This is a genomic window from Variovorax sp. E3 (assembly GCF_016082275.1).
Classification (GTDB): Bacteria; Pseudomonadota; Gammaproteobacteria; order Burkholderiales; family Burkholderiaceae_C; genus Variovorax.
Genome location: NZ_MOWM01000127.1, coordinates 1 through 23,945, shown reverse-complemented (window position 1 = coordinate 23,945; position 23,945 = coordinate 1). Strand labels below are relative to the sequence as shown.

The window sequence follows — 23,945 nt, the reverse complement described above, 5'->3', positions numbered from 1 at the left end:
GCTGGCGCAGGCCACCGCGATGGCCGCCAGGCCGAGCGCGATGCCGCCCCGCGCGCCGATGCGCTGGCCGATCGCCGCGCCGACCAGCGACATCGCGCCCATGGCGAACATCGGCAGCACGGTGAGCAGCGCCACCGCGTGAAAGCTGATGCCCGTCGCCAGGCGGATGGGTTCGAGCAAGGGGCTGCTCGACGTGAGAAAGGCGCGCAGGTTCAGCGCGACCAGCACGATGACGAACGCGAAGGCCGCGCCCGCGCCCCGGCCGCGGGCCTGCCGCGTCACAACGCGGCCACGTCGGCCTGCAGCACGCCGTGGCGCGCCACGATGCGGCCGCCCGAGACCACGAGCCTGCGCACGGGCCGCGACACCACCGCCTGCGCGACGGTCTGCGCATCGACCAGCACCAGGTCGGCGCGGTTGCCGGGCACGAGGCCGTAGGCCTCGAAGCCGCAGCCGCGCGCACCGGCATGCGTGACGGTGTCCAGCGCCACTTCGATCTCGTCGTCGCGGCGCAGGTTGTAGCGCAGGCCGATGATCATGGCGCGCTCGAGCATGTCGGGGTTGCCATAGGGCGACCAGGTGTCGCGGATGCCGTCGTTGCCGCCGAGCACGGTCACGCCCGCCTGCCGGCAAGCCATGAGCGGAGGCACGATGCGCGACGGCGGCGCGCTCGTGACGAGCACCACGCCCAGCCTGGCCATGCGCGAGAGCAGCGCGTCGCGCTCGCGTTCGCTCACGTCGCCAAGGCAGAAGCCGTGGCTGATCGCGACCTTGCCCTGCATGCCCAATGCCTCGGTGCGCTGCAGGATCAGGTCGAGCGAAAACGCGCCCATGGCGCCGGGCTCGTGCAGGTGGATATCGACCGGGCGCTGGTGCTTGTGGGCAATGCCGAACAGCACGTCGAGCGACTTCACGGGGTCGCCGTCGATGGCGCAGGGGTCGAGCCCGCCGAGCACGTCGGCGCCCATGGCCAGCGACTGGTCGAGCAGCTCGGCCGTGCCTGGCCGGCCCAGCAGGCCCGACTGCGGGAACGCGACCACCTGGATCTGCTGCACCTCGCGCAGCGCCTCGCGCGTGCGCAGCGTGCCTTCGAGGTGGCGCAGGCCGGCCTGCGTGTCGACGTCGACGTGCGTGCGCAGCCGCGTGGTGCCGAGCGCCAGAAAGGCCTTGGCCAGCACCAGCGACTGCGCAGCCGCGTCGTGCCCGCTGGCGTGGCGGAAGGCGCGCTCGTTCTCGATCTTGTCGGTGAGGTGGGTGCCGACCTCGTTGCGATACCAGTCCAGGCCCCACATCGTCTTGTCCAGGTGGGTGTGGCCTTCGACGAGGCCGGGCAGCAGCAAGGCGCCGCCGCCCTCTTCCACGGGGGTGCCGGCCGGCGCGGCAAGCGCGGCGCCGAGTTCGGCGATGCGGCCGTCCTGCACGCGCACGTCGGTGGCCAGGCCGCCCATGGGGCGCACGTTGCGGATCAGGAGCGAGGACATGGGGTCGGGTTCTTTCAAAAGCATCAGGCGGGTTGCGCGGCCACGTGGCGCGGTGCGATGCGCGGGGTGAAGAGCGCCACGATCACGAACACCAGCGCATTGGTCGCCAGCGCCACCAGCCCGGTGTTGAGCGACTTGAAGGCCAGCGGCGCGGCAGGGAACAGCGTACCCAGGTTCGAGCCCGTGGTCATCATGAAACCGAGCACGGCGCCGCCCGCCAGGATGCCCGCGAAAGCCGCGTGCTTGCTGCCGAAGGGCTTCTTCATGAGGCTGAACAAGAGCGAGGGCAGCAGCTGCGTGAGCAGGCTCGACGCGAAGATGGCCACGGCCACGATGGTGGTGCCGCCGCGCAGCACGAAGTACACCGCCACCAGCGCAAACACCGGTAGCACGCCGCGCGCCACGCGCGACACCTGCTTGTCGGTGGCGTGCGGCGCGAAGCCTTCCTTGTAGACGTTCTTGCCGATCACGGTCGATGCGGTCAGCAGGATCATCGAGCCCGGCACCAGCGCGGTGAGCACGCCCGTGCCGCCGATGACGCCGACGAACCACGGATCGAAGGTGTGCTTGACCAGGCCGAACAGCGCCAGGTCGACCTCGGAGCCCTTGAGCCCCGGCACCTGCAGGATGGCCGCGAAGCCCACCAGGAACAGGAAGGCGATGACCACCTGGTACAGCGGCATCAGGATGGTGTTGCGGCGCACCGCGCTCGCGCTCCTGGCGGCGTACACCGACGTGAGGTTGAACGGGTACAGGTAGTAGCCCAGCGCCGTGAGCAGGATGGTCGAGTTGTACCAGGTGAGGTTCAGGCCCTCCTTGGGGAACTCGAAGAAGCCGGGGTTGGCCGCGTGGATGGCGGTGAACATGGGTGTGACGCCGCCGTAGTAGTGCCACGGCAGGTAGATGCCGAGGAACACCGCGAGCGCCAGGATCAGCACGTCCTTCACGATGGCGATGCTGGCCGAGCCGTGGATGCCCGAGAACAGGATGTAGCTGACCATGACCACGGTGCCGATCCAGATCGCCACCTGCGGCGCGATGGAGCCGTACGAGGCTTCCGACACGATGATGCCGAGCCCGCGCAACTGGATGGTCAGCAGTGCCACCATGCCCATGAGCGCCACGATCGACACCAGCACGCCGAGCGGGCGGCTGTCGTACTTGTGCGCGAAGAAGTCCGAGAACGACACCAGCTTGTGCGTGGTCGCGTAGCGCCACACGGCCGGCAGCATCCAGAAGGCCATGAGATAGGCCAGCCCGCCGTAGGCCAGGATGTAGAAGGCCGGCGTGCCCTTGCTGTAAGACCAGCCGCTGGCGCCCAGGAAGGTGAAGGTGGAGAACGACTCGCCCGCCATCAGCAGGAACACCATGATGGCGCCCAGCCCGCGCCCGCCGAGCGCCCATTGCTCCAGGCTCATGGTGCGGCCGCGGCGCGCGAGCACCGCCAGGCCCAGCGCGCCGACCACGAACAGCGCGATCACGGCCAGTGCGGCGTTCATCGCGCGTCTCCGGCGGCCGTGGAGGCCGTGGCGGACGGTGCGTCGATGTCGCCTTCGGCGCGGTCGATGACCACCATGATCAGCGAGGTCAGCACCAGCCAGCTCACGTTCCACACCATCAGGAAGGGCATGCCGAGCACGAAGGTGGGCGCGACGGACGACAGCCATCCCCCGCTGAAGAAAGCGACGACCGGCAGCGCGGCCAGCCATTTGGCGGATTTCATCGGATGCCTCGATTCATGGTTCTGGTTGAGAATGAATATGCATTTTGGTTGACCATATTTATTTAATTTGGTTAACCAAACGAGGCGAATGGTACGGAGCCGGGGCGGGCGCGTCAATCCGGGGGATTTCCCGGACGCGACGGGGCACGGGCAATAATCGGCACGCCTATGCCTTCCACCGCACGCAAATCCCCCGCCCTTGCCACCGCTTCGGAACCCGAGGAAGCCGACGACGCCAACGTGGACGAGCGGGTCTATGCCGCCGTGTCGAAGGCGCTGCTGAGCGGCAAGCTGCGCCCCGGCACGCCCCTGCGCGAGCGCGCGCTGGCCGAGGCGCTGGGCTGCACGCGCGGCGCGGTGCGCAAGGTGCTGGCGCGGCTGGGCTCCGAAAAACGGCTGGTGCTGGAGCACAACCGCGGCGCCTCGTGCCCAACCCGTCGATCGACGACATGCGCGGCATCTACCGCGCGCGCCGCATCGTGGAGGCGGGGCTCATCACCACGCTGTTCGGCACGCTCGCGCGCGAGCAGGTGGCCGCGCTGCGCAAGCACGTGCAGGCGGAGCAGAAGGCGTTCAAGGAGGGCCGGCGCGAAGACGCGATACGGCTGGCAGGCGACTTCCACCTGCTGCTGGCGCAGATGGCGGGCAGCGACGAGCTGCTGTCGTACATCCAGCGGCTGATTTCGAACACCGAGCTGTACAAGGCGCTGTACGACTCGGCCGAGGCCGCGAGCTGCGCGCCGCGCGAGCACGAACAGATCATCGACGCGCTGACCACCGGCAAGTCGCTCGACAAGGCACTGGCCGTGGCGATGGAACACCTCGACGAGCTGGAGCAGCGCGTGATCGCGGGTGCGGCGGCGGAGCAGGAAGTCGACCTGGCGACGCTGCTGAATGGCGGCGCCGCCAAGCCGCACGCGCACACCCATTCGCACGAGCACTGAACAGCTGCCACGCTTCGCCCGCGGGCGAAGTGTCGGCGCGCCGGCCTCGGGATGATCGGCGCACCATGCACACACCGACGCCCTCCCTCGCCGACAAACCTCACGCGCAAGCCAACCTCGCCTTCGAATGGGCGCTGCTCGCGCTGCTCGCCACCTGCTGGGGCGCTTCGTACACCTTCATCAAGATCGGCGTGGCGACGATCCCGCCCGTCACGCTGATCGCGGCGCGCACGCTCATCGCCGGCCTGCTGCTGCTCGCGGTGCTGCGCATGCGCGGCGTGAAGCTGCCGACAGAGCCCGCCGTGTGGCGGCGCTTCGTGGTGCAGGCCTGCCTGAACAGCGTGCTGCCGTTCACGCTCATCGCGTGGGCCGAGCGCAGCGTGGACGCGGGCCTGGCGACCATCCTCAACTCGACCTCGCCGATCTTCATCTTCCTGCTCGGGCTGGGCCTGGGCGGCGCGCAGAAGCCGACGCTGCGGCGCTTCTTCGGCGTGGGCGCGGGGCTGGCGGGCATCTGCCTGATCGTCGGCTTCGAGGCCTTCAACGGGCTCGGGCACTCGCTTCTTGCACAACTCGCGCTGGTGGCGGCAGCGGTGTGCTACGGCTGCGCCGCCATGTTCGGCCGCGTGTTCAAGGGCCTGGACCCGATGGTGCCGGCCGCCGGCTCGCTGCTGAGCGGCGCGGTGATGCTGCTGCCCGCGAGCCTGCTGATCGACCGGCCCTGGACGCTCGCGCCCTCCGCGCCGTCGATGCTCGCCGTGCTCGCGCTCGCGGTGCTGTCGACCGCACTCGCCTTCAGCATCTACTTTCGCCTCATCAAGACGCTGGGGCCGATGTCGACCTCCGCGCAAGCCTATTTGCGCGTGCCCATCGGCGTGTTGATCGGCATGGTGTTTCTCGGCGAAACGCTGGCGTCGACCGCATGGGTGGGCCTGGCCTGCGTGGTGGCCGGCGTCGTCGCCATGACGAAGCCTGCCGGTCCTACTCGGCCTTGATGTTCCCCTTGGTGACGATCGCACCGAACTTGGTCTCCTCCTGCCGGAGGAAAGCAGCGAACTCCTTCGGGCCCGCGCCGATCGGCGTGACCCCGCCGTCCTCGAAGTTCTTTCGCACGCCGGGGTTCGTCAGCACCTGGCCCAGCGCAACGTTCAGCTGCTCCACGATCTGCGGCGGTGTTCCCTTGGGCACGAAGACGCCCTGCCACACGGACACGTCCGCGCCGCGCCAGGCGGGCACGCTCGCCAGGGGCAGCGCCTCGGGCATGGCCGTGGACGGCGCCTGCGACATCACGCCGTACACGCGCAGTTTTCCCGCCCGCGCCTGCTGCATCACCATGGACAGCGGCAGGACGGCCAGGTCCAGCTGGTTGCCGCTCAGGTCGTTCACGATCTGCGTGCCGGTGCGGTAAGGCACATGGACGACATCGACGCCGCCCTGCTGCTTGAGCAACTCGCCGCCCAGGTGCAGCGAGGTGCCCACGCCCGAGCTGGCATAGCTGTACTTGCCGGGTGCCGACTTCAGCTCGGCATACAGCGCTTGCGCCGTCTTCGACGGCATCGCGGGCTTGCCCACCAACGCCAGGGGCTGCGAGCCCAGCAGCGTGACGGGCACCAGGTCGACGAGCCCGTCGTAGCGAACGGTGGAGGGCGTCACCATCTTCGCGATGACGATGGTGCTTTCCACCGACAGCAGCAAGGTGTAGCCGTCGGGCCTGGCGCGCACCGCCTTCTCGGTGCCGATGACGCCGCCGGCGCCCGAGACGTTCTCGATGATGACCGGCTGCCCGAGGCGCGCGGCCAGTTCGGGGCCGATCCATCGCGCCATGACATCCACGTTGCCGCCCGCGGCGTACGGCACGATGAGCGTGATCGCCCGCGCGGGCCACGCGCCTTCGGCCATGCCCGGGAGCGCCGTGGACGCCAGGGCCGCGAAGGCCAGCGCCGCAAGCAGTTGCCGGCGACAGGTTCGTGCAGGGGATGCGAGTCGCATGGTGGGTCCTTGTTTGGGGCTTCGGTGGATGTCTGCGGGCGTCAGTCCATGGACGCCATCTCGTTGTCGAGCAATGCGATCTCGCGCTCGAAGTCGTGGCGCAGGCTCTGCCTGGCCTGCTCGTCGAGCCAGCATGCGTCCACGCCCGCAAGGCTGAAGGCGCGCGCTTGCGCCCATCCCCAGTTGCAGCCCTCCAGCACGGTGGCGTAGGTGTGCGCGAGATCGGTGTGGAACATCGCCGGGTCGTCGGTGTTGAGGCTGACCTTCAGGCCCGCATCGACCATGCGCCGCACGCCGTCGATGCGCTGACGCTGGCGCCGCGCCACGCTGGTGACGCCGCAGACGCAGAAATAAACGCCGCGCTCGCGCGCGCGGCACAAGGCGTCCTCGCTTGCCAGCAGGTTGTAGCCGTGGTCGAGGCGGTCGCAGCCCAGGAGCTCGATGCACGCCTCCACGTTGGAAGGCGGCGCTTCCTCCAGCGTCTGGTTGTCTTCGCAGACATGGGCCGTGCGCCGGAGCCCGGCGCGGCCGGCACGCTGGAAGAGCGCCGCGAACTTCGCCGGCGGGCCCTCGCGCTCCGGGCCGTCCAGCCCCACGCCCACGACCAGGTCGCAGCGCTGGCCGACGATGTCGTCCATGGCGTGCCCGGCGCTGTCGAGCGGCAGGCCGCGGTCGAGCGAGGCGATCAGCAGGCCGGAGCAGCCGAAGTCTTGCCGTGCCGCGCGAAGGCCGGCGGCCAAGCCCTCGACCTGCACGCGGTATGCCACGCCGGTGGGCATGAAGTACTGGGGGTTGAAGGACATCTCGACATGGCGCGCGTTGCTGCTGCGCACCGCGTCCTCCACGGCCTCGTAGGCCACCCTTTCGAAATCCGCGCTGACGCGTATCGCCTGCGCGGCGATGCGCAGCACGTCGATGAAGTCATAGAAATCGCGGTACGTGTACAGCGTCTCGAGCGGCCTGGGCAGGGGCAGGTCGTACTTGCGGGCAAGCGCGGCGAGCGTCGCGGGGCGCAGGGTGCCGGCCATGTGGAAGTGCAGGTCCACCTTGGGGAGCCGGGCCAGCAGGCCGGCGGGCACCTGCGCGGGAGAAGCTGCGTCGGACACCGGGTGGCTTTGGGATGGGGGTGGGCTGGAGGACATGCCGCCACCTTATCCAGCGCCGCAGGCCGCGCCCAGCGCCGCGATGTGCAGTGGGTTATGACGCCGCTGTCATGACCTCGGGCGCTGGGCCAGCTCCCGGGCGGCGGCCATCAGTTCGCCGCGCATCCAGCTCATGGCCTGGTTCTTGTGCGTGCGCTCGTGCCAGACCAGGCGGTAGCGGTGCGGCTTGATCTTCGCGGGGAACGGCACGAGCGCGAGCGGATACTGCTCGGCAAAGTCCTCGGCCAGCAGCCGGCCGGTCGAGAAGATCAGGTCCGAGCGCGCAAGAACGGCGGGCGCCACGCCGAGGAACTGGGTGCGCATCGCCGTATGCACCGAGACGCCGAGTTCCGCGAGTTGCGCATCCAGGATGGTGCCCTGCCCCGGCACATGCTCCAGCGAGGACAAGTGCCGCGCCCGGCGGTAGTCGTCGAGCGTCAACGGCCGGCTCGCCAGCGGATGGTCCTTGCGCATCAGGCACACCATGGGCTCGGTCAGCAGGCTGGCCGCGCGCAGATGCCCCGGCAGCTCGGGCCAGATGGTGATGACCATGTCCACCTCGCCGTCCGCGAGCTGGCGGTAGTGCTCGAAGCGCGAGCCCAGGCCGCGGATGACCACGTCGCACTCGGGGGCCTGCCGGGCCACGCGCTCGACGATGTCCGCGAAGAAGCGACGCGGCAGGAAGTCGTAGGTCGCGATGCGAAAGCTCTGGCGCAACTCGCCGGGCTCGACGGGTTGGGCCTCCGAGGTGAGCAGCGACATGTCGGCCAGGATGCGCCGGGTCGGCGCCACGAGGGACTGGGCGCGATCCGTGAGCACCATGCGGTTGCCCACCCGTATCAGCAGCTCGTCGCCCGTCAGTTGGCGCAGCACCTTGAGGTGGCGGCTGAGCGCGGATTGAGCCACGCCCAGTTTCGCCGCCGCCTGCGAAACGCTGGCCTCGGCAAGCAGCGCATGGAGCGATCGCAACAGCGATTCGTCCAGCCGGCGGTCATGTTCGCCAATTTCCAGGGACACGGTGTTCACGCGGAGGAAGTGATGGTTGGACGCCCTTCCCGACAAGGCGGGCGCTGTTGAGCAGCGCTCGATTCTGCCCGCAAGCGGCGGGCGGGCGGCGCCGCTTGCGCGCGGTGGAGTGGATTGTCCGGCCCGGTGCTTTCGGATTTTTGCGCCGCGCCCTGCAATCTTTACGCGGTTTTGAGACCCCGCCTCCTACGCTCCCGATCTCCTCAATTCGTGTGCTTTCCAAAGCCATTCTTCGATGAACAGAACGATCCGCGCCATGCCCCCGGCGCTTGCTTTTGCTGCCGTGCTGGCGCTTCCGTGCGCGGCATCCGCGCAGGCAGCACCGGACGCCTCTGCGATCACCGCCAACATCTCCCTGACGACGAACTACAAGTTCCGCGGGCAAGACCAGGACATGCTGGGCAAGAACGACTACGCCAAGACCAGGGCATTCAAGCCCGCCGTCCAGGGCGGCTTCGACTACGCCTTCGGCGGCAGCGGCTTCTACGTGGGCAACTGGAACTCCAGCGTCAACTGGCTCAAGGGCAACAGCATCGAGAGCGACATCTACGGCGGCTACAAGTTCAGGGCCGGCCCTTTCGACATGGACGTGGGCGCGCTCACCTACCTTTATCCGGGCAATTCGTCGGGCAATACGACGGAGGTCTACGGCGCCGCCGGCTACACCGACGAGACCATCGGCGCCTTCACACTGAAGTATTCGCACACGGTGTCCAAGGACTACTTCGGCTACGCCGGCAACAAGGCCGGCTCGGGCCTGAAGGGCACCAACACGGGCTACCTGAACCTGGCCTACAGCAAGGAGATCTTCCCCAAGGTCACGCTGAAGGCGGCCGTGGGCTACACCCACATGTCCAGCGACATCCGCAGCCTGGGCTACAAGAGCTATGTCGACTACAACGTGGGCGCCAGCTACGACTTCGGCAACGGCCTGTCATTGGCCGGCTCGGTGCAGGGCGCGAACAAGCAGAACGCGTACCTCTCGGTGAGCAACCCGGGTGTGGACCTCGGCTTCGGCGCGTTCGGCAAGCAGACCTACTCGCCGAACAAGGCCCGCTTCATCCTGACGCTGACGAAGACTTTGTAGGCCGCGTTGTCAGGGCGCGCACACGCCGACGGCGTGCCTTGCTCCGCGAATGTCCCCCGGCCTGCGGCCTCCTCCTTTATTTCGCTGCGCAAGGCACACCATCGACGTGTGCGTTGTGCGGTGTGGTCGTTGATCGCGCCGCACAAGCGCTGCGCCCAGTGTGCGCGGGGCATCGGGTGCTCCCCGCAGCGAAATAAAGGAGGAGGGGCGAAGCCCCGGGGGACATTCGCGGAGGGGAGTACCCGGTGTCCTGTGCACGCGCCCCGAACACGCGCCCTGAATGAACCCGTCAGTCGATGCTGATGTTCGCGGCCTTGGCCACCTCGGCCCACTTCACGCGATTGGCGTGCACCGTCTTCTTGAACTGCGCCGGCGTCTCGATGCGCACCGTATTGCCCTGGCTCTCGAAGCGCTCGCGAATCTCGGGCGTCTCGAGCACTGTCTTCACGGCGGCGTTGAGCTTGTCGACGATCTGCGGGTCCGTGCCCTTGGGCGCGAAGATGCCGAACCAGATCGAGCTGTCGAAACCCTTGGTGCCCGGCAGCCCGCTCGACGCGATGGTGGGCACCTCCTTCACCGCCGGCACCGGCGTGGCCGTCGTCACGCCCAGCAGCCGCACCTTGCCCGCCTTGTAGTGCGGCAGCACCGTCTGCACCTGGTTCATGATGCAGCAGGTTTCCCCGCGCACCACCGACGTGATCGCCTCCGGCCCGCCCTTGTAGGCACGTGCACCATGTTCAGCCCCAGGCGCGAATTGAACTCGGCGAACGCCATGTGCGTGCCCGCGCCGTTGCCGGTCGACGCATAGTTGTACTTGCCCGGGTTGGCCTTGACCAGCTCGACGAACTCCTTCAGCGTCTTGACGTTGATGACGTCGGGGTTGATGGTCAGCACGTTCGACACGTCGAGCACCGGCGCCACCGGAATGAAGTCGGCCTCCACGTCGAACGGCAGCTTCTTGTAGAGCGCGGCATTGCTGCCGTGCGTGGCCGCCGTGCCGAACGACAGCGTGTAGCCGTCGGGCTTGGCGTGGGCCACGTACTCGCTGGCGATGTTGCCGGCCGCGCCCGACTTGTAGTCGATGATGACCGGCCGGCCGAGCTGCTTTGCCAGCGGCTCCTGGATGGTGCGGGCGACCACGTCGACGCCCGAGCCGGCCGGGAAACCCATGATCAATGTGACGGGTTGTTGCGGCCAGTCGGTCTGGGCAGTCGCCGCGGGTGACGCGGCGGCGGTGACGAGCGTGGCGGTTGCCAGCAGCAGTGCGCGGCGTGAAAAGGGAGAATGGGCCATGACTGTCTTTCTTCGAGGCAAGCGGTGCAAGCGCGAATTGTGGCGCGGCGCTCATGTCTGAATCCCTATGAGCTTATGCGCGACATGCGCGCAAGGCACCGGCTCCCCATAATCCCCCCATGGTCCGTACCACCCAACAAATTTATCCCGCACGCGAGCCCGCGCCCGTGCGCGCGGCCGCCACCGTGCTGCTGCTGCGCGACACCGCCGCCGGCATCGAAGTGCTGATGACGCGCCGCTCGGCCACCGCCAGCTTCGCGCCCGGCGCCTACGTGTTTCCCGGCGGCCACATCGACGCGGCCGACGAAGCCGCCAAGCGCATCGCCACCCGCCGCCCGACGCAAAGCCGCGTGCAGCGCACGCAGGCCATCGCAGCCATCCGCGAGCCTTCGAAGAACTCGGCATCCTGCTGGCGCACCACACCGACGGCCGCCCCGTGAGCGCCGAAGACATCGCCGCGATGGACCGCAACGATACGGCCGGCACCGCCTTCGCCGACCAGTGCGCGGCACGCGGGCTGGTGCTCGATTCCGACCAGGTGTTCACCTTCGCGCACTGGATCACCGACCGCGACCTGCCCAAGCGCTTCGACGTGCCTTTTCTCGTCGCGCGCATGCCCGAAGGCCAGACGCCCACGGCCGACGAGAGCGAGCAGTTCGAGCCCTGCTGGGTGCGCCCCGCCGACGCGCTCGCGCGCCACGCGGCCGGCACCTTCTTCATGATTTTCCCGACCGTGCGCACGCTGCAGCGCATGGCGGTGTACGCGACGGTCGACGCGGTGCTCGCGGCCTGCGCGCCCGGTGGCGCCGGCGAGGCCCCGCTGTGGACCAGCTGCCCGCGCGCCGGCCTGCTGAAAGGCGAAGACGCGCGCTACATGGAACATGAGTCGCCTTATGGCGAACTCGCGCTGGTGTGCCCCGACGGCCAGATCGAGCACGCGCTCGACTGGCAGAGCGAACAGCCCGTGGCGCTGCTGAAGAACCTGATGCGCCTCACCGCGCCCAACCCCAGCGCCATGACCGGCCCCGGCACCAACAGCTACATCGTGGGCGACGCGGCCACGGGCTACATCGTCATCGACCCGGGCCCGAACGACTTCGACCACATCGGCCGCCTGTGGCGCGCCACGCATGGCGACATCCGCATGATCGTGTGCACGCACTCGCATGCCGACCATTCGCCGGGCGCCGCGCCGCTGCAGGCGCTGTGCAAGGGCAGCAAGCCGCCGATCCTGGGCCTGGCCTCCAAGCCGACCGCGCGCGCCACCGCGCGCTTCACGCCCGAGCGCGAGCTGGCCGACGGCGAGCGGCTGGTGCTCTCGGGCACCACGCCCGAAGGCGATGCCGTCACGCACACGCTGCGCGTGATCCACACGCCCGGCCACGCGGCCAACCACCTGTGCCTGGTGCTCGAGGAAGACGGCCTGCTGCTCTCGGGCGACCACATCCTCAACGGCAGCACCACGGTGGTCGACCCGCCCGACGGCGACATGACCGCCTACCTCGATTCGCTCGACAACCTCGACGCGGCCTGCGAAGCCGGCGGCGTCGAGTTCATCCTGCCCGCGCACGGCTACGTGATCGGCTTTGCGCGCACCGCCATTGCCATGCTCAAGGCGCACCGCCTCAAGCGCGAGGCCAAGATCGCCGCCGCCATGCAGAAGCTGCCCGACGGCACGCCCGAGCAATGGCTTCCCATCGCCTACGACGACGTGCCCGAGCGCATGTGGCCGGTGGCGGCACGCTCGCTGGCCGCGCATGTGGCGCGCATCCGGCAACTGACTGCGGCCTCATGAACAGAAACTCCCCCGACAAAGACAAAGACAATGACGAAGGCATCCGCCTGGCCAAGCGCGTGGCCGCGATGGCCGGCGTGTCGCGCCGCGAAGCCGAACTGCTGATCGAGAACGGCGCCGTGCGCGTCGACGGCGTGCCGCAGATGCTGCCGCAGTCGCGCGTGCTGCCCGGGCAGCAGGTCGAGATCGCGGCGGGCGCCAGGCCCGAGCCCATCGTGCCGGTCACCCTGCTGCTGAACAAGCCCGCGGGCATGCCGACCGACAACGCGCACCGCCTGCTGGTGGCCGCGAACCACCACGAGCCCGAGCGCGAAGGCATGCGCTTTCTGCCGGCGCACGTGAAGGGACAGCACTGCATGACGCCGCTCGAAACCGGCGCCAGCGGGCTGGTGGCGTACACGCAGGAGTTCCGCATCGAACGCAAGCTGCAGGAAGACGCGGGCATCCTCGAGCACGAGGTGATGGTCGACGTGGCCGGCCCGGTGAGCCCCGAGGTACTGGCGCGGCTGGAGCGCTCGCCCGCGCGCGTGAGCATCGGCCGCCAGAGCGACGAGCAAACGGGCCTGCGCTTTGCGCTCAAGGGCGCGCGACCGGGGCAGATTGCCAACATCTGCGACAGCGTGGAATTGCGCATCCTGGGCATGCGGCGCATCCGCATCGGCCGCGTGCCGCTGGCGGGGCTGCAGCCGGGCCAGTGGCGCTACCTCGCACCGCACGAACGCTTCTGAAGAAACACGACGGGGCCGGCGGCCCCGCGCCGCCGACAGGGAGACCGAACCGAATGAAATCCAACACACAGGGCACCGCCCTGGCCTGCGCCGTGTCGCTGGCGCTGCTTTCGGGCTGCGCCACCACCACCTCGCCCTCCGCGCCCCGGCAGGCGACAAGAACGACGACGGCGCCGCCGCCGACCGTGATCTCCAGGGACGGGCTCGCCCTGATCACCGAGGCCCAGGTGGCGCGCATCCGCGAAGCGATCGGCGGCAAGGCGCCGACCTCCGCCATCGGCCAGGCGATCGCCGGCGCCGCGCCGACCATCGAGGCCTTCCTGCAGGCCGAAGGCTGCATCACCGCGCGCAACGGCGCCATGCTCAATGCCTTCGCGGTGTACGGCCGCCCGTTCGACGGCGCGGCCTTCCAGGGCGGGCCGATGTCGGGCATGGAATACCAGGACAAGACGGCCTGCGTGACCGTCGAGCGCGTCCAGAACTGGCAACTGGCCTCGCCGACGCTGCTGCGCTTCGAGGTGGTCTACGTGGGCGACGACGGCGAGGAGCGCGCCCTGCGCCGGCACGAGCTGGTGCGCGAGCCCAAGGGCAACTGGCTCTTCACGCGCTGAGCGTTTTCTTCGTGTGCTGGCGGCACGAGCTCGAAGGTCGTGCGTTTCCGCACACTTCCAGGCCCTGCGCGCCTGAAGGACTGTTGCGTCAAGCGTAACAACATGTACGATCCCTGCCGGCCGAAAGGTGGCAGACCTTGGCCAAGGTCTCATCGCTGCGGACATCCGGCAAAAAACGGGGCCCGGCGATGCATTCGAATCACTTGTCCGAGGGAGAAACCCATGTTTGCTTTTCGCAGCGCCGCGATCCCGGTGTTGGCATCGTTCGTCTTCGCCGGTTGCACGCACCTTCCGGCTACGCAGCCGGTCAAACCTGAAGTCCTGGGCGCTCTCCAGCCCGTCGAAGTGAAAGTCGGCGTCACGCAGACCGAGCTGTATGCGGCCTTCGTCCGATCGACCGCGGCCGCATCCGGCGCCGCAGCCTGCGGAGCCGTTCCAGGCCTGGGCATTCTGCTGGCCGCGCCTGCGGCGGCGCAATGGGCGCGGTGGATGCGAGCGTCAATGCCGCACGCGCCAAGACGGCGGAAGAAAGCGTTCGCCCGCTCAAGGACGAAATCGTCGACCTGAACTTCGACCAGCTCATGCGCGATTCGCTGACGCAGTCGCTGCAATCGGTGCCCGGCATGCAACTGGCGAGCCTGGATGTCACCAAGACCGTGACCACCGATGCGTACGAAAAGACATTCAAGGCGTCAACATCGAACGCAGTGATGTTCATCAATCTCGACTACCACCTGTCGGTCGATTTTTCGACGCTGGAAGTCTCCGCCCGAGGCTTGATCTATCCACGCGGCACCGCGGCGCGCACGGCGGCCAAGCTGCCGCCCGCACCACCGGCAACATCGTCGGAGCCCGCGCTGGCGCTGCAGAACGCGGCGTACCGCAGCAGCATCGTCTACAGCGCGAAGCATCCGGGCGCGAGCGATGACGCCATCAAGAACATCGCGGCCTGGAAAGCAGACAACGCACGCATGCTGAAGGCAGCACTGCACGACGGCATCGCCCAATCCGCGGCCCTGCTGGCCTCCGACCTGCAGAGCAAGCATCCGGTCTATTCGGCGGCCACAGCCAAGGTCGACGTTCCCCCGAGCCTGAAAGCCAACCTGGTGTCGCAAGGCAATACCGGTCGACTGCTTCGCTACCCCGACGCTCGCTCCACTTCGACGCGGCACTGACCAGCGTCGTGGCGCTTGCACAGGCCGCGGCACCTGCAGCCGATACGGCGGCGACGGCGGCGACTGCAGCGATGTCCGCAGCCCAGGCCACGACGGAGGTCGCCCCGAAGTGATCCGCCGGGTTTGGCGGGCTGCCGCCTGCTGTGCCCTGGCGGCGCCGCTGTTTCTGACCGGTTGCGCGTCGGACAGGGTGGCAGGCGTGCAGCGCCGGGGCGCTTCAACCGCTGCGCAGGGGCACGCGCCCCCGGGCTGCGCATTCAGCCTCGGCAACATCGACGACCGGCGCGACGCGCAGACTCTTGGTCAGATGGGCCGCACCAACGTCGACGGCGCGGGGTTCGATGAGTGGCTCCGCAGCGGCATCGCATCGATACCCGGCTACACGCGCGATGCAAGCGCACCGACGATCCGGGTCACGGTGCTCAAAGCCTACATTCACGGGCTCTACAGCCTGAAGTCGGCCAACCTGGTCGTGCGCGTGCAGTTTCCATCCGAGCGCCGGCGAAACAACGAAGACCTACCGCGGCTTCGACGACTCGATGAACTGGTCCACATCCGAGAGCGAAATCCAGGAGGCCTTCAACAAGGCGCTGGACGGTCTGATCGCGCAGATTGGCACGGACCTGAAGAAACGCTGCAAGGGCTGAACTCAGTCCATGGCCCCGCGGGCTCTTTGCGCGCGCAGCGCCACCGCGAACGACAGCTGCGCCACGATGCCCGCCCCCGCCAGCACGATGGCCGAGGCCAGCGCGGGGTTGCGATGGCCCATGCCCGCCAGTGCCGTGCACAGCGCGCCCACGGCCATCTGCGTGAAGCCGTAGAGGCCCGAGGCCGAGCCGATGACCTGCGGGTTCACGCTGATCGCCTGCGTGAGCGCGGCCGGCGAGGCCATGCCCGCGCCCACCGTGAACAGGAACATGCAGGCGACGATGAGCGGTATCGAGAGGTGGTCGCTCAGCGCCGCGCCCAGCAGCACGAAGGCCGCGGCCACGCTCAACGCGTTCGAGCGGATCATGAGCCGGTCGACACGCACGCGCGAGATCAGGTGGCTGGTGAGAAAGCTGCCGAGCCACACGCCCGACACCAGGATGGCCAGGTAGATGCCCGCCTCGTGCGCGGGCCGGTGCAACTGGTCGACGAAGATGAAGGGCGCCGACGCAATGAAGGCGTACATCGACGTGGTGGCGCAGCCGCCGCCCACCGAAAAGCCCAGGAATGCCGGCGAGGCCAGCAGGCGCTTGTAGTTGCGCGCCAGGTCGCGCGCGTTCACGGCGGCGCCGGGCGCGCCCGTCTCGGGCAGCATGCGCCAGGTGAACAGGAAGCCGACCACGCCGAGCGCGAACAGCGCATGGAAGATCGAGCGCCAGCCCAGCGCGGTGGCCAATGCGCCGCCGATGAGCGGCGCCAGGCTCGGCCCGATGGTGACCATGAGGTTCATCAGCGCGAGGCGGCGCGTGGCCTCCTGCGGCTCGGCCGTGTCGCGCACGATGCTGCGGCCCAGCACGAGGCCGGCGCAACCGCCGATGGCCTGGAACAGCCGCGCGGTGATGAGCGCATGCACTTCGGGCGCGAGCGCGGCGGCAAGCCCCGCCACGCAGTAGATGGCGAGCCCGCACAGCAGCACGGGCCGGCGCCCGAACCGGTCGGCCAGCGGGCCGTACACCAGCTGCCCCACGGCCAGCCCGAAGATGTAGAGGCTCACCGTCATCTGCATGGCGCCGATGCCGGCGCCCAGGTTCGCGGCGGCAATGGGCAGCGCGGGCACGAAGATGTGCATGGCCAGCGTGCCGCTGAAAGTCACCAGCGCAAGCAGCCACAGCGGCGCGTGGGGCCGGCGTGCGGGCGCGGCGGTGTGCTCGGTCATTGCTTGGCGGTGGTGGCGGGGGTCGCGCCTTGCGCGAGGCTGGCGTTGTTGTCGTCCGGCTCCCAGCCGCCGCCCAGCGCCATGAACAGCACCACCTGGTCGTCGGACAGCTGCGCCTCGCTGGCCGCGAGCGCGGCTTCGCTGGCGGCCAGCGCGCGCTCGGCGTCGAGCGCGTCGAGGTAGGCGGTGCGGCCGTTCTGGTAGAGCTGGCGCGCCTGCGCGGCGACCTTCGCGCTCTCGTCGCGCGAGGCCTGCAACGCGGCGCGGCGGTCGAGTTCGCGGGCGTAGGTGGCAAGCGCGGTTTCGGTTTCGCGCAGCGCGGTGAGCACAGTGCCGTCGAACCTGGCGAGCGCGGCGCGCGTGCCGGCTTCGGCCTGCGCGATGCGCGACTGCACGACGCCGGTGTTCGGCAAGGTCCACGAGATCAGCGGCCCCAGGCTCCACGCGAAGGTGTCCTTGCGGCCGAAGCCGTCGGCGTGGCCGACGGACGAGCCCGACAGGCCCAGCGTAATCTTCGGATAGAGGTCGGCCGTGGCCACGCCGATGCGCGCGGTCGACGCGGCCAGGTTGCGTTCGGCCTGGCGGATGTCGGGCCGGCGGCGCAGCAGCGCGGCGCCGTCGCCCACCGGCAGCGTGCCGGCCACGCGCGGCGCCGCGGTGCAGTCGGCCACCTCGCGCGGAAAGTCTTGCGGCAATGCGCCGGTCAGCGTGGCCAGTCGGTAGAGCGCGCCCTGGCGCTCGGCCTTCAGCGGCGGCAGCGCGGCATTGAGCTGCTGCAGCTGCGCGCGCGCACGGCCCGCGTCGATGGCGCCGGCGCGGCCCGCGCGCTGCAGGCGGTCGGTGACGTTCACCGCGTCCTGCTGCAGCGACACCGACTTCTGCGCGATCTGCAGGCGCAGACCCGTCGAGCAGGCTTCGGCATAGGCCCGCGCGGTGCCGGCCGCGACGTTCACGCGCACGAGGTCGAGCGCGGCCTCGGCCGATTGCGTGCTGGCCTGCGAGGCCTCGATGGCGCGGCGGATCTGGCCGAACAGGTCGACCTGGTAGGACAGCGAGGCACCCGCGCTGTAGTTGAAGGTGCTCGGCGGCTCGTAGCCCTTCTGCAGCAGCGACAGGCCCGACACGTGGCCGAACGACGGCCCGCCGTTCACGCCGATGGTGGGGTACCTGGCGCCGGCCACTTCGTCTTCGATGGCGCGTTCGCGCTCGAGGTTGGCCACGGCCTGGCGCAGGTCGGTGTTGTGCGCGAGCGCCTGTTCGACGAGTTTGTCGAGCAGCGGGTCGTGGTACAGGCGCCACCAGTGCGGGGGCAGCGGCGCGGCGTTGGCGGGCGCCTCGGCGAAGGGCTTTCCGGCGGCGGCCTGGCTGGCAAGCGCTTCGGGCGGCTGCTTGTAGTCGGGGCCGACCGCCGCGCAGGCCGCGAGCGCGGCGGCTGCGGCCAGCGATGCAAGGCGGAACGCGAAGCGGGTCATGTCGTTCATCCCTTCTGCGGCGTGGCCGCTGCGGCGCTTTGCGCCGGCTTGTTCTCCAGCACCTGCACCGTCACGGTCTGGCCCGCGACGAGGCGCGCGCCCTGCGGCAGCGGGTCGAGCTTGATGCGCACCGGAATACGCTGCGCGAGCCGCACCCAGTTGAAGGTCGGGTTCACGCTGGGCAGCAGGTTGGCGCTGGTGGAGCGGTCGTGGTCGGCAATGCCGGCGGCCACGCTGTCGACTGCGCCCTGGAGCACCGCGCCGTCGCCCATGGGCGTGACGCGCACGCGGTCGCCCAGGTGGATGCGCGGCAGCTTGGTTTCCTCGAAATAGCCTTCGACGTAGAACGACTGCGCATCGACCAGCGCCAGCACCGGGCGGCCCGCCGCGGCGTAGCTGCCCTGGCGCAGGTCGAGGTTGGTGACCAGGCCGTCGGTGGGCGCGCGCACTTCGGCGCGCTGCAGGTTCAGGCGGGCCGAGTCGAGCGCCACCTCGGCCTGCGCGACGGCGGCCTGCATCTGCTCGACGCGCGAGCGGGTCTGTTCGCGCGACTCCTTGGACACCAGGTCGTCGAGGCCGGCATTGCGCGTGTTCTCGCGCTGCACCTGCGCGCTCATGGCGCGCTGCGCGGAAAGCGCGGCCTGGGCCTGGCGCACGGCGAGGTCGTAGCGCGCGCGGTCCACCTCGAACAGCAGCGTGCCGGCGGCCACGGACTGGTTGTCGCGAATGGGCACGGCCGTGACGAGGCCCGACACGTCGGGCGCGATCTGCACGACGTTGGCGCGCACGCGGCCGTCGCGCGTCCACGGCGCAAGCTCATAGTGGTCCCACAGGCGCAGGCCGGCCCACACGGCGGCGGCCACCACCACCACGGTCAGGAGAACACGCCCGAGGCGCTGGGCCCAGGGGTTGTCGGAGGAAGGACTGGCTTTCATGGGAATCCCGGTAATTTATTCATTGGAAGCAGGAGGTCGCGCGGCTCAGCGCGTAGAGCAGCAGCAGGTACAGCGCCATGTCGAACAGCGCCGGGTGCCACACCCAGCGGTAGGCGCCGGTGGCCGCGAGCAGGCGGCGCACGGCCCACAGGGCCAGCAGCGCGCCGAGGGCCAGCACCATGATCCAGGGCAGGTACAGGCCGTAGAAACTGGCTTCGCCGATCATGCGGAAGCTCCTTGAATGGGTGCCGCGCCGGCCCGCATGGGCGGCGCGTCGGGGAACAGGTTGCGACGCAGGCCGACCAGCGCGGTGACGGCCGAGCGCGAGGCTGCGGAAGAAGCCGTGTCGCGCGCGGCGAGCACGGCGGCCAGCGCCTCGTCGATCTGCGGCAGCAGATCGGCCGGGCGCGGGTTCATGCGGCCTTCGCCGCGCTGGCGGAAAAAGCGTGCGATGCCGCCCAGCAGCGCGGCCGAGGTGGCCAGCGGCAACTGCGCGCGCACGCGCTGCAACACGGCGATGTCGGCGCCCATGCGCAGGTCGCGCAGCGCGTCGTTGGCGGCCACGCCCTCGACGGTGCCGCCGGCCTGCGCGATGCGCGGCGCGAGCAGGCCGATGCGGTCGAGCATGCGCACGGCGTAGGCGTCGCTTTGCGCGTACTGCGGCTGCGAGCTGGCGGCCATGTCGCCCAGTTCGCGCCAGGTGGCGCGCTGGATGCGCCGCGCGCTCCAGTCGGCGCCGACCGAACGCACGAGCCGCGTCACGCGCGCCGCGACGACCACGCCGACGACCTGGCCGATCATGCTGTTGATGAAGCTCACGAGGTCGGAGCTGGCGGTGTCGTGCAGCGCGAGCGTGCCGGCCACGCCGAAGATCATCGCCATGGCCGGCATGAAGTGCGTGGGGCGCGGCAGGTAGAAACCCAGCACCAGGAACAGCGGCGCGCAGATCAGCACCAGCATGCCGAAGTCCTGCACCGTGGGCATGAGCACCAGCACGTAGAGCGCGGAAATCGGAATGGACCACAGCGTCCATTTCAGGAAGCCGTGGATCGCGGGCACGGGGTCGTCCATGGTCGCGAAGAAGCAGCAGAAGACGGCGGCCATCATGGTCGCGGCCGAGCCCATGGGCCAGCCCGTGAGGATCCAGAACGCGCCGCACAGGCAGATGGCGATGACGGCGGCCAGCGCCGACAGCAGCGCCATGCCGTAGTCGCGGTGCAGCACGCGGCTGCCCAGCGCGGCGGTGCGGCGCAGCGGCGCGGCGCCCTTGAGGCCTTCGTCGATGTCCTGGCGCAGTTGCGCGCAGGCGGTCCAGCCGTCGACGAGTTCTTCGAGGCGGCCGGCCAGGCCGATGCGCAGGGCGCGGCCCCAGGCGGTCGTCGGCGCTTGCTGTTGTTGTTGCGCCTCGTGCAGCGTGCCGATGGAACGGCGCAGCGCCTGCAGGCGTTCGGCGCGGCCCGGCACATCGCCGGCCGGCTCGGCCTCTTCGCGCAGCCACTGCGCGGCCTGCGCGAGCACGGCGGTCACGTCGGGCGCGAGCCGGCCTTCGGCCTGCACCAGCGCCTGCAGCCGGTCTTCGACGGCGGACAGCGCGGGCGTGAGCGCAGCCACGCGGTCCTGCATGGCGCGGATGGCGCCGGCGGTCCAGCGCAGGTGCGTGGTGTCGAAGGGCACGTGGGTGGAGAGCAGGCGCAACTGCGTGATGTCGCCGGCCAGGCGGCGGCGGTCGTCGTCGAGGCGCCCGGGGGTGGCGTCGCCCGTGCGACCGGCCGGTTGCAGCAGGTCGCCGAGCCACTTGCGCGCGTCGAGCAAGGTGCGGTCGAGCAGGCCCAGCACGGTCGACGCGAGCCCCGCGGGCAGCACGAGGCTGTGGACCAGCGTGGCGCAGAAGATGCCCAGGCCGATTTCTTCGACGCGCGCCACGGCGGTGTCGAACAGCGCAAGCGGCGTCTGCACCGACGGAAAGCCGATGAGCGCCGCCGTGTAGCCCGCGAGCATGAACACGTACGAGCGCGGCGTGCGGTCGAGCAGCGAAATGCACAGGCACAGGCCGACCCACAGCGCGAGCACCAGCGTGAGCAGCTCCGGCGCGTTCGACAGCGCGGGCACCAGCAGCACGGTGGCGGTGCTGCCGATCAGCGTGCCGCAGAAGCGGTACACCGCCTTCGAGCGCACGGCACCGGCCAGCGGGTGCGCAACGACGTAGGTGGTCATGAGTGCCCAGAACGGGCGCGGCAGGCCGGCGCGGCTGGCCAGGTACATCGCCAGCATGGCGGCGGCAAAGCTCTTGCCGGAAAACAGAAGCTCCGCGCGGCTGAAGCGCGGAAGAGAGAAGCCGGCCATTTACTTGCGGCCTTCCTGTGCGTGTGCGTGCGGCTGTGGCGCGGGCGGCATCAGGACGGGGCGGCCCAGGCGCTCCTCGAGCACGGCGAACACGCGCTCGCAGGCGGCAATGTCTTCGTCGGGCACGCCCTCGAACAGCGCGGCGCGCATCAGGTTCAGCGCGCCTTCGATGGGCGCGCACGCGGCCTTGCCGGCTTCGGTCAGGTGCAGGGTCTTGGCGCGGCGGTCGGCCGGGTCTTCGCGGCGCTCGACGAAACCGGCCTCCACCAGCTGGTCGAGCGAGCGCACCAGCGACGGGCCTTCGATGCCCAGCGCCTCGGCCAGCACGCCCTGGCGCACCTCGCCGTTCATGCGGCCCAGCATCACGATCGGCCAGGCCAGCGTTTGCGACACGCCGACGTGCGCCACCGACTTGTCGGCCGCGGCGCGGTAGCCGCGCTGCAGCACCGACAGCGACATGCCGAGCCGCATCAGCGCGTATTCGCGCGCCTGGGGGGAAAGGGCGGGATCGGTCACGATAGCTGCCTATTAATTAGCATGCTATCTATTGTACGGGTAACTACCAATTCGTGCAGGCGGCGACGCGGCGGCCCACCTTCAAGGCCCCAGGGCCCTGAACGCGAAAAAAACAAAAAAGGGGGAAAGAAAAGTGTGAAGCCCGCCGATAAGCCGGATTCTGTGCATCGAAGGCCTCTTGCGAAACCTTCGACGTGACCGCCATTACTCTGGGCCGTTTGTCGCCAAACGGCTCGGTGCCACCTACCCGCCAGCTCAGCGGAACCACCTCAATACTGGCCTACTTGGTGTTGCTGCGCGCAGAGATTGCCCGTTTCACCCGAACTGAATCGGCTCGTCTCTGTTGCTCTGATCCTCACCTCACGGTGGAGAGTCGTTAACTCCTGCGCTGTCCTGTGCAGTCCGGACGTTCCTCCAGTGCGCTCTTTCGAGACTTGCACCAGCGGCGGTCTGGCGTGCTTCACGGGGTGGATTATCGCCTCATGAACGCAGCAAGCCGGGCAGCGGCTGCGAGAACGTGCCGCCGGGCACCGTCGGGAACAGCGCTTTGGCGACCCGCGCGGCGCGACGCCGAAGCATTCGCCCGTTGCCGTCGCGATGACGGCCGACAGGCTGGTGGTCGGCCGCAGGTCGCGCCCTTCGTACAGCGCATTGGCCGCCAGGCCGGGCCAGTCGCCGAGCACGCGGCCGCCCTGCACCGCGCCGCCCAGCAGCATGGCGACCGAGCCGGTGCCGTGGTCGGTGCCGCCGGTGCCGTTGGCGGCGGCGGTGCGGCCGAACTCGGTGGCCACCAGCACCACGGTCTGCGACCAGGTGTCGCCCATGCCCTCTTTCAGCGCGGCCAGCAGCGCGTCGAGCGACTTGAGCTGGTTGGCCATGCGCGGCGTCTGCGCGCTGTGCGTGTCCCAGCCGCCGGTTTCGAGCATGGCGATGCGCGGCCCCGCGGGCTGCATCAGAAAGCGCGCCGCCAGCTTGCCCAGCTCGGCCGGGCTCTGCCGCGTGGCCGGCCCGGCCATGCCGCGCGCCTCCATGGCCGACGACCACATGGCCTCCAGTTGCGGGTCTTGCGCATAGAGCTGCTCAAAGCGCTGCAGCATGTCGTCGGTCGTGCGCGCCGACGCGGCGGGCGCATAGGAGCTCACCTCCGCCGGGCCGCGCAGCGCCAGCGGCACGGTGCTGCTGATGGCAATGGCTTCGGGCCCATGCCGGGGCAGCAGCGCCACCAGACGGTTGAGCCAGCCGTCCTTCAGCTGATACGGCGCGATGCCGCCCGACTCGAGCACGTTCTGCCCGTCGAAGTGCGAGCGGTCGCGGTACGGCGAGGCCACGGCGTGAATGAACAGCGCCTCTTTCGCGGTGTAGAGCCCGGCCGTCTGCACCAGCGAAGGGTGCAGCGCGAAGGTGCCGTCGAGCCGCGTGGCCGCCGATGCAGTGGAGGCGTCGACGGCCAACGCGCCGCGCAGCCGCGCATAGCCGGGGTCGGCATACGGCACGAGGGTCTCGAGCCCGTCGGCCGCGCCGCGCTGGATGATGAAGACGAAGCGGCGGTCGGTGGCGGCGCTGGCCAGCACCATGCGCGGCGCCACCAGCAGCCCCGCCGTGGCCAGCGCGCCGGCCTGCAGGAAGCCGCGGCGCGAGGGCGCATGCATCGCGTGGGTCGTGCGTGAAGAAGTCATCGGTTCATCTCCTGAGGAATTCGGGCGAGGCCAGCAGCAGGGCCAGCGCGGCTTCGGGGCTTTCGGCGCGCGCCACGGCGGTGGCCGTGGCCTCGCCCAGCCCGCCGGGCAGCAGGCGCGGGCCGAGCGCGCGCGCATCGATCGG

Annotated in this window: 18 protein-coding genes, 1 other RNA gene and 5 pseudogenes; 8 read left to right on the top strand and 16 right to left on the bottom strand. The window is 69.7% G+C overall.

From position 1 onward, the window contains the following. The 4 genes and pseudogenes from BMG07_RS30655 to BMG07_RS30640 form a co-directional block, all read right to left on the bottom strand. Positions 1-282, bottom strand: a pseudogene (locus BMG07_RS30655) (MFS transporter); the annotation flags it as partial. Further along, entirely contained in the window at positions 279-1,481 is a 1,203-nt protein-coding gene (locus tag BMG07_RS30650; protein WP_198087690.1) for an amidohydrolase family protein, read from the bottom strand. The gene BMG07_RS30650 and the pseudogene BMG07_RS30655, both read right to left, overlap by 4 nt. A 23-nt stretch (positions 1,482-1,504) precedes the next feature. Further along, on the bottom strand, positions 1,505-2,980 hold the full coding sequence (locus BMG07_RS30645) for a sodium:solute symporter (protein ID WP_198087689.1): 1,476 nt from the start codon (positions 2,978-2,980) through the stop codon (positions 1,505-1,507). Next, positions 2,977-3,204 carry a DUF3311 domain-containing protein gene (locus BMG07_RS30640; RefSeq protein WP_198087688.1) on the bottom strand — a complete coding sequence of 76 codons (228 nt, stop codon included), beginning with the start codon at positions 3,202-3,204 and terminating at the stop codon, positions 2,977-2,979. The genes BMG07_RS30645 and BMG07_RS30640 overlap by 4 nt, the downstream gene beginning before the upstream one ends. 168 nt (positions 3,205-3,372) lie before the next feature. On the opposite strand from BMG07_RS30640, the pseudogene BMG07_RS30635 reads away from it, so the two are divergent. After that, a pseudogene (locus tag BMG07_RS30635) lies at positions 3,373-4,148 on the top strand (GntR family transcriptional regulator). Between the two features lie 65 nt (positions 4,149-4,213). After that, on the top strand, positions 4,214-5,143 hold the full coding sequence (locus tag BMG07_RS30630) for a DMT family transporter (RefSeq protein WP_198087687.1): 930 nt from the start codon (positions 4,214-4,216) through the stop codon (positions 5,141-5,143). On the opposite strand, the gene BMG07_RS30625 is transcribed toward BMG07_RS30630, so the two are convergent. The 3 genes from BMG07_RS30625 to BMG07_RS30615 form a co-directional block, all read right to left on the bottom strand. Then, positions 5,130-6,137 (bottom strand): tripartite tricarboxylate transporter substrate binding protein, encoded by a 1,008-nt coding sequence (locus BMG07_RS30625; protein ID WP_198087686.1) that lies wholly within the window; start codon positions 6,135-6,137, stop codon positions 5,130-5,132. The genes BMG07_RS30630 and BMG07_RS30625 overlap by 14 nt on opposite strands. Before the next feature lie 41 nt (positions 6,138-6,178). Then, on the bottom strand, positions 6,179-7,243 hold the full coding sequence (locus tag BMG07_RS30620) for a hypothetical protein (RefSeq protein ID WP_307867126.1): 1,065 nt from the start codon (positions 7,241-7,243) through the stop codon (positions 6,179-6,181). A 105-nt stretch (positions 7,244-7,348) separates the two neighbouring features. Continuing rightward, the gene (locus BMG07_RS30615) at positions 7,349-8,305 is read right to left on the bottom strand and encodes a LysR family transcriptional regulator (RefSeq protein WP_198087684.1); all 957 of its coding nucleotides are present in this window, start codon (positions 8,303-8,305) and stop codon (positions 7,349-7,351) included. Positions 8,306-8,540: 235 nt separating this feature from the next. Between BMG07_RS30615 and BMG07_RS30610 the strand changes: the two genes are divergently transcribed. Further along, a complete protein-coding gene (locus tag BMG07_RS30610; protein WP_198087683.1) occupies positions 8,541-9,392 on the top strand; it encodes a TorF family putative porin in 852 nt (283 codons plus the stop codon). A gap of 289 nt (positions 9,393-9,681) precedes the next feature. Here the strand turns inward: BMG07_RS30610 and BMG07_RS30605 are convergent. Continuing rightward, positions 9,682-10,685: pseudogene (locus BMG07_RS30605) on the bottom strand (Bug family tripartite tricarboxylate transporter substrate binding protein). Between the two features lie 119 nt (positions 10,686-10,804). Here BMG07_RS30605 and BMG07_RS30600 point away from each other — a divergent pair. From BMG07_RS30600 to BMG07_RS30580, 5 genes and pseudogenes are all read left to right on the top strand, one after another. Further along, positions 10,805-12,480 (top strand): annotated as a pseudogene (locus BMG07_RS30600) (MBL fold metallo-hydrolase). After that, the gene (locus BMG07_RS30595; protein WP_198087682.1) at positions 12,477-13,208 is read left to right on the top strand and encodes an RNA pseudouridine synthase; all 732 of its coding nucleotides are present in this window, start codon (positions 12,477-12,479) and stop codon (positions 13,206-13,208) included. Before BMG07_RS30600 ends, BMG07_RS30595 begins: the two are co-directional and overlap by 4 nt. Before the next feature lie 53 nt (positions 13,209-13,261). Next, the gene (locus BMG07_RS30590; RefSeq protein ID WP_198087681.1) at positions 13,262-13,819 is read left to right on the top strand and encodes a hypothetical protein; all 558 of its coding nucleotides are present in this window, start codon (positions 13,262-13,264) and stop codon (positions 13,817-13,819) included. A gap of 222 nt (positions 13,820-14,041) precedes the next feature. Further along, positions 14,042-14,386: a hypothetical protein gene (locus BMG07_RS30585; RefSeq protein WP_198087680.1), complete on the top strand. Its 345-nt coding sequence runs from the start codon at positions 14,042-14,044 to the stop codon at positions 14,384-14,386. After that, a complete protein-coding gene (locus BMG07_RS30580) occupies positions 14,305-14,994 on the top strand; it encodes a hypothetical protein (protein WP_198087679.1) in 690 nt (229 codons plus the stop codon). Before BMG07_RS30585 ends, BMG07_RS30580 begins: the two co-directional genes overlap by 82 nt. Before the next feature lie 649 nt (positions 14,995-15,643). Here BMG07_RS30580 and BMG07_RS30575 read toward each other — a convergent pair. The 8 genes and pseudogenes from BMG07_RS30575 to BMG07_RS30540 all read right to left on the bottom strand — a co-directional run bounded on the left by BMG07_RS30575 (position 15,644) and on the right by BMG07_RS30540 (position 23,800). Continuing rightward, positions 15,644-16,858 carry a multidrug effflux MFS transporter gene (locus tag BMG07_RS30575; protein ID WP_198087678.1) on the bottom strand — a complete coding sequence of 405 codons (1,215 nt, stop codon included), beginning with the start codon at positions 16,856-16,858 and terminating at the stop codon, positions 15,644-15,646. Further along, complete coding sequence (locus BMG07_RS30570; RefSeq protein ID WP_198087677.1) at positions 16,855-18,339, bottom strand: efflux transporter outer membrane subunit; 1,485 nt, start codon at positions 18,337-18,339, stop codon at positions 16,855-16,857. The genes BMG07_RS30575 and BMG07_RS30570 overlap by 4 nt, the downstream gene beginning before the upstream one ends. Continuing rightward, on the bottom strand, positions 18,336-19,265 hold the full coding sequence (locus BMG07_RS30565; RefSeq protein ID WP_198087676.1) for an HlyD family secretion protein: 930 nt from the start codon (positions 19,263-19,265) through the stop codon (positions 18,336-18,338). The genes BMG07_RS30570 and BMG07_RS30565 overlap by 4 nt, the downstream gene beginning before the upstream one ends. Before the next feature lie 19 nt (positions 19,266-19,284). Next, the gene (locus BMG07_RS30560; RefSeq protein ID WP_198087675.1) at positions 19,285-19,491 is read right to left on the bottom strand and encodes a DUF1656 domain-containing protein; all 207 of its coding nucleotides are present in this window, start codon (positions 19,489-19,491) and stop codon (positions 19,285-19,287) included. Continuing rightward, the gene (locus BMG07_RS30555) at positions 19,488-21,608 is read right to left on the bottom strand and encodes an FUSC family protein (protein WP_198087674.1); all 2,121 of its coding nucleotides are present in this window, start codon (positions 21,606-21,608) and stop codon (positions 19,488-19,490) included. Before BMG07_RS30555 ends, BMG07_RS30560 begins: the two co-directional genes overlap by 4 nt. Further along, positions 21,609-22,079 carry a MarR family winged helix-turn-helix transcriptional regulator gene (locus tag BMG07_RS30550; RefSeq protein WP_198087691.1) on the bottom strand — a complete coding sequence of 157 codons (471 nt, stop codon included), beginning with the start codon at positions 22,077-22,079 and terminating at the stop codon, positions 21,609-21,611. It lies immediately after the preceding gene. Positions 22,080-22,257: 178 nt separating this feature from the next. After that, an RNA gene (rnpB, locus tag BMG07_RS30545) (RNase P RNA component class A) lies at positions 22,258-22,586 on the bottom strand. An 18-nt stretch (positions 22,587-22,604) separates the two neighbouring features. Further along, positions 22,605-23,800, bottom strand: a pseudogene (locus BMG07_RS30540) (DUF1501 domain-containing protein). Between the last annotated feature and the right edge of the window lie 145 nt (positions 23,801-23,945).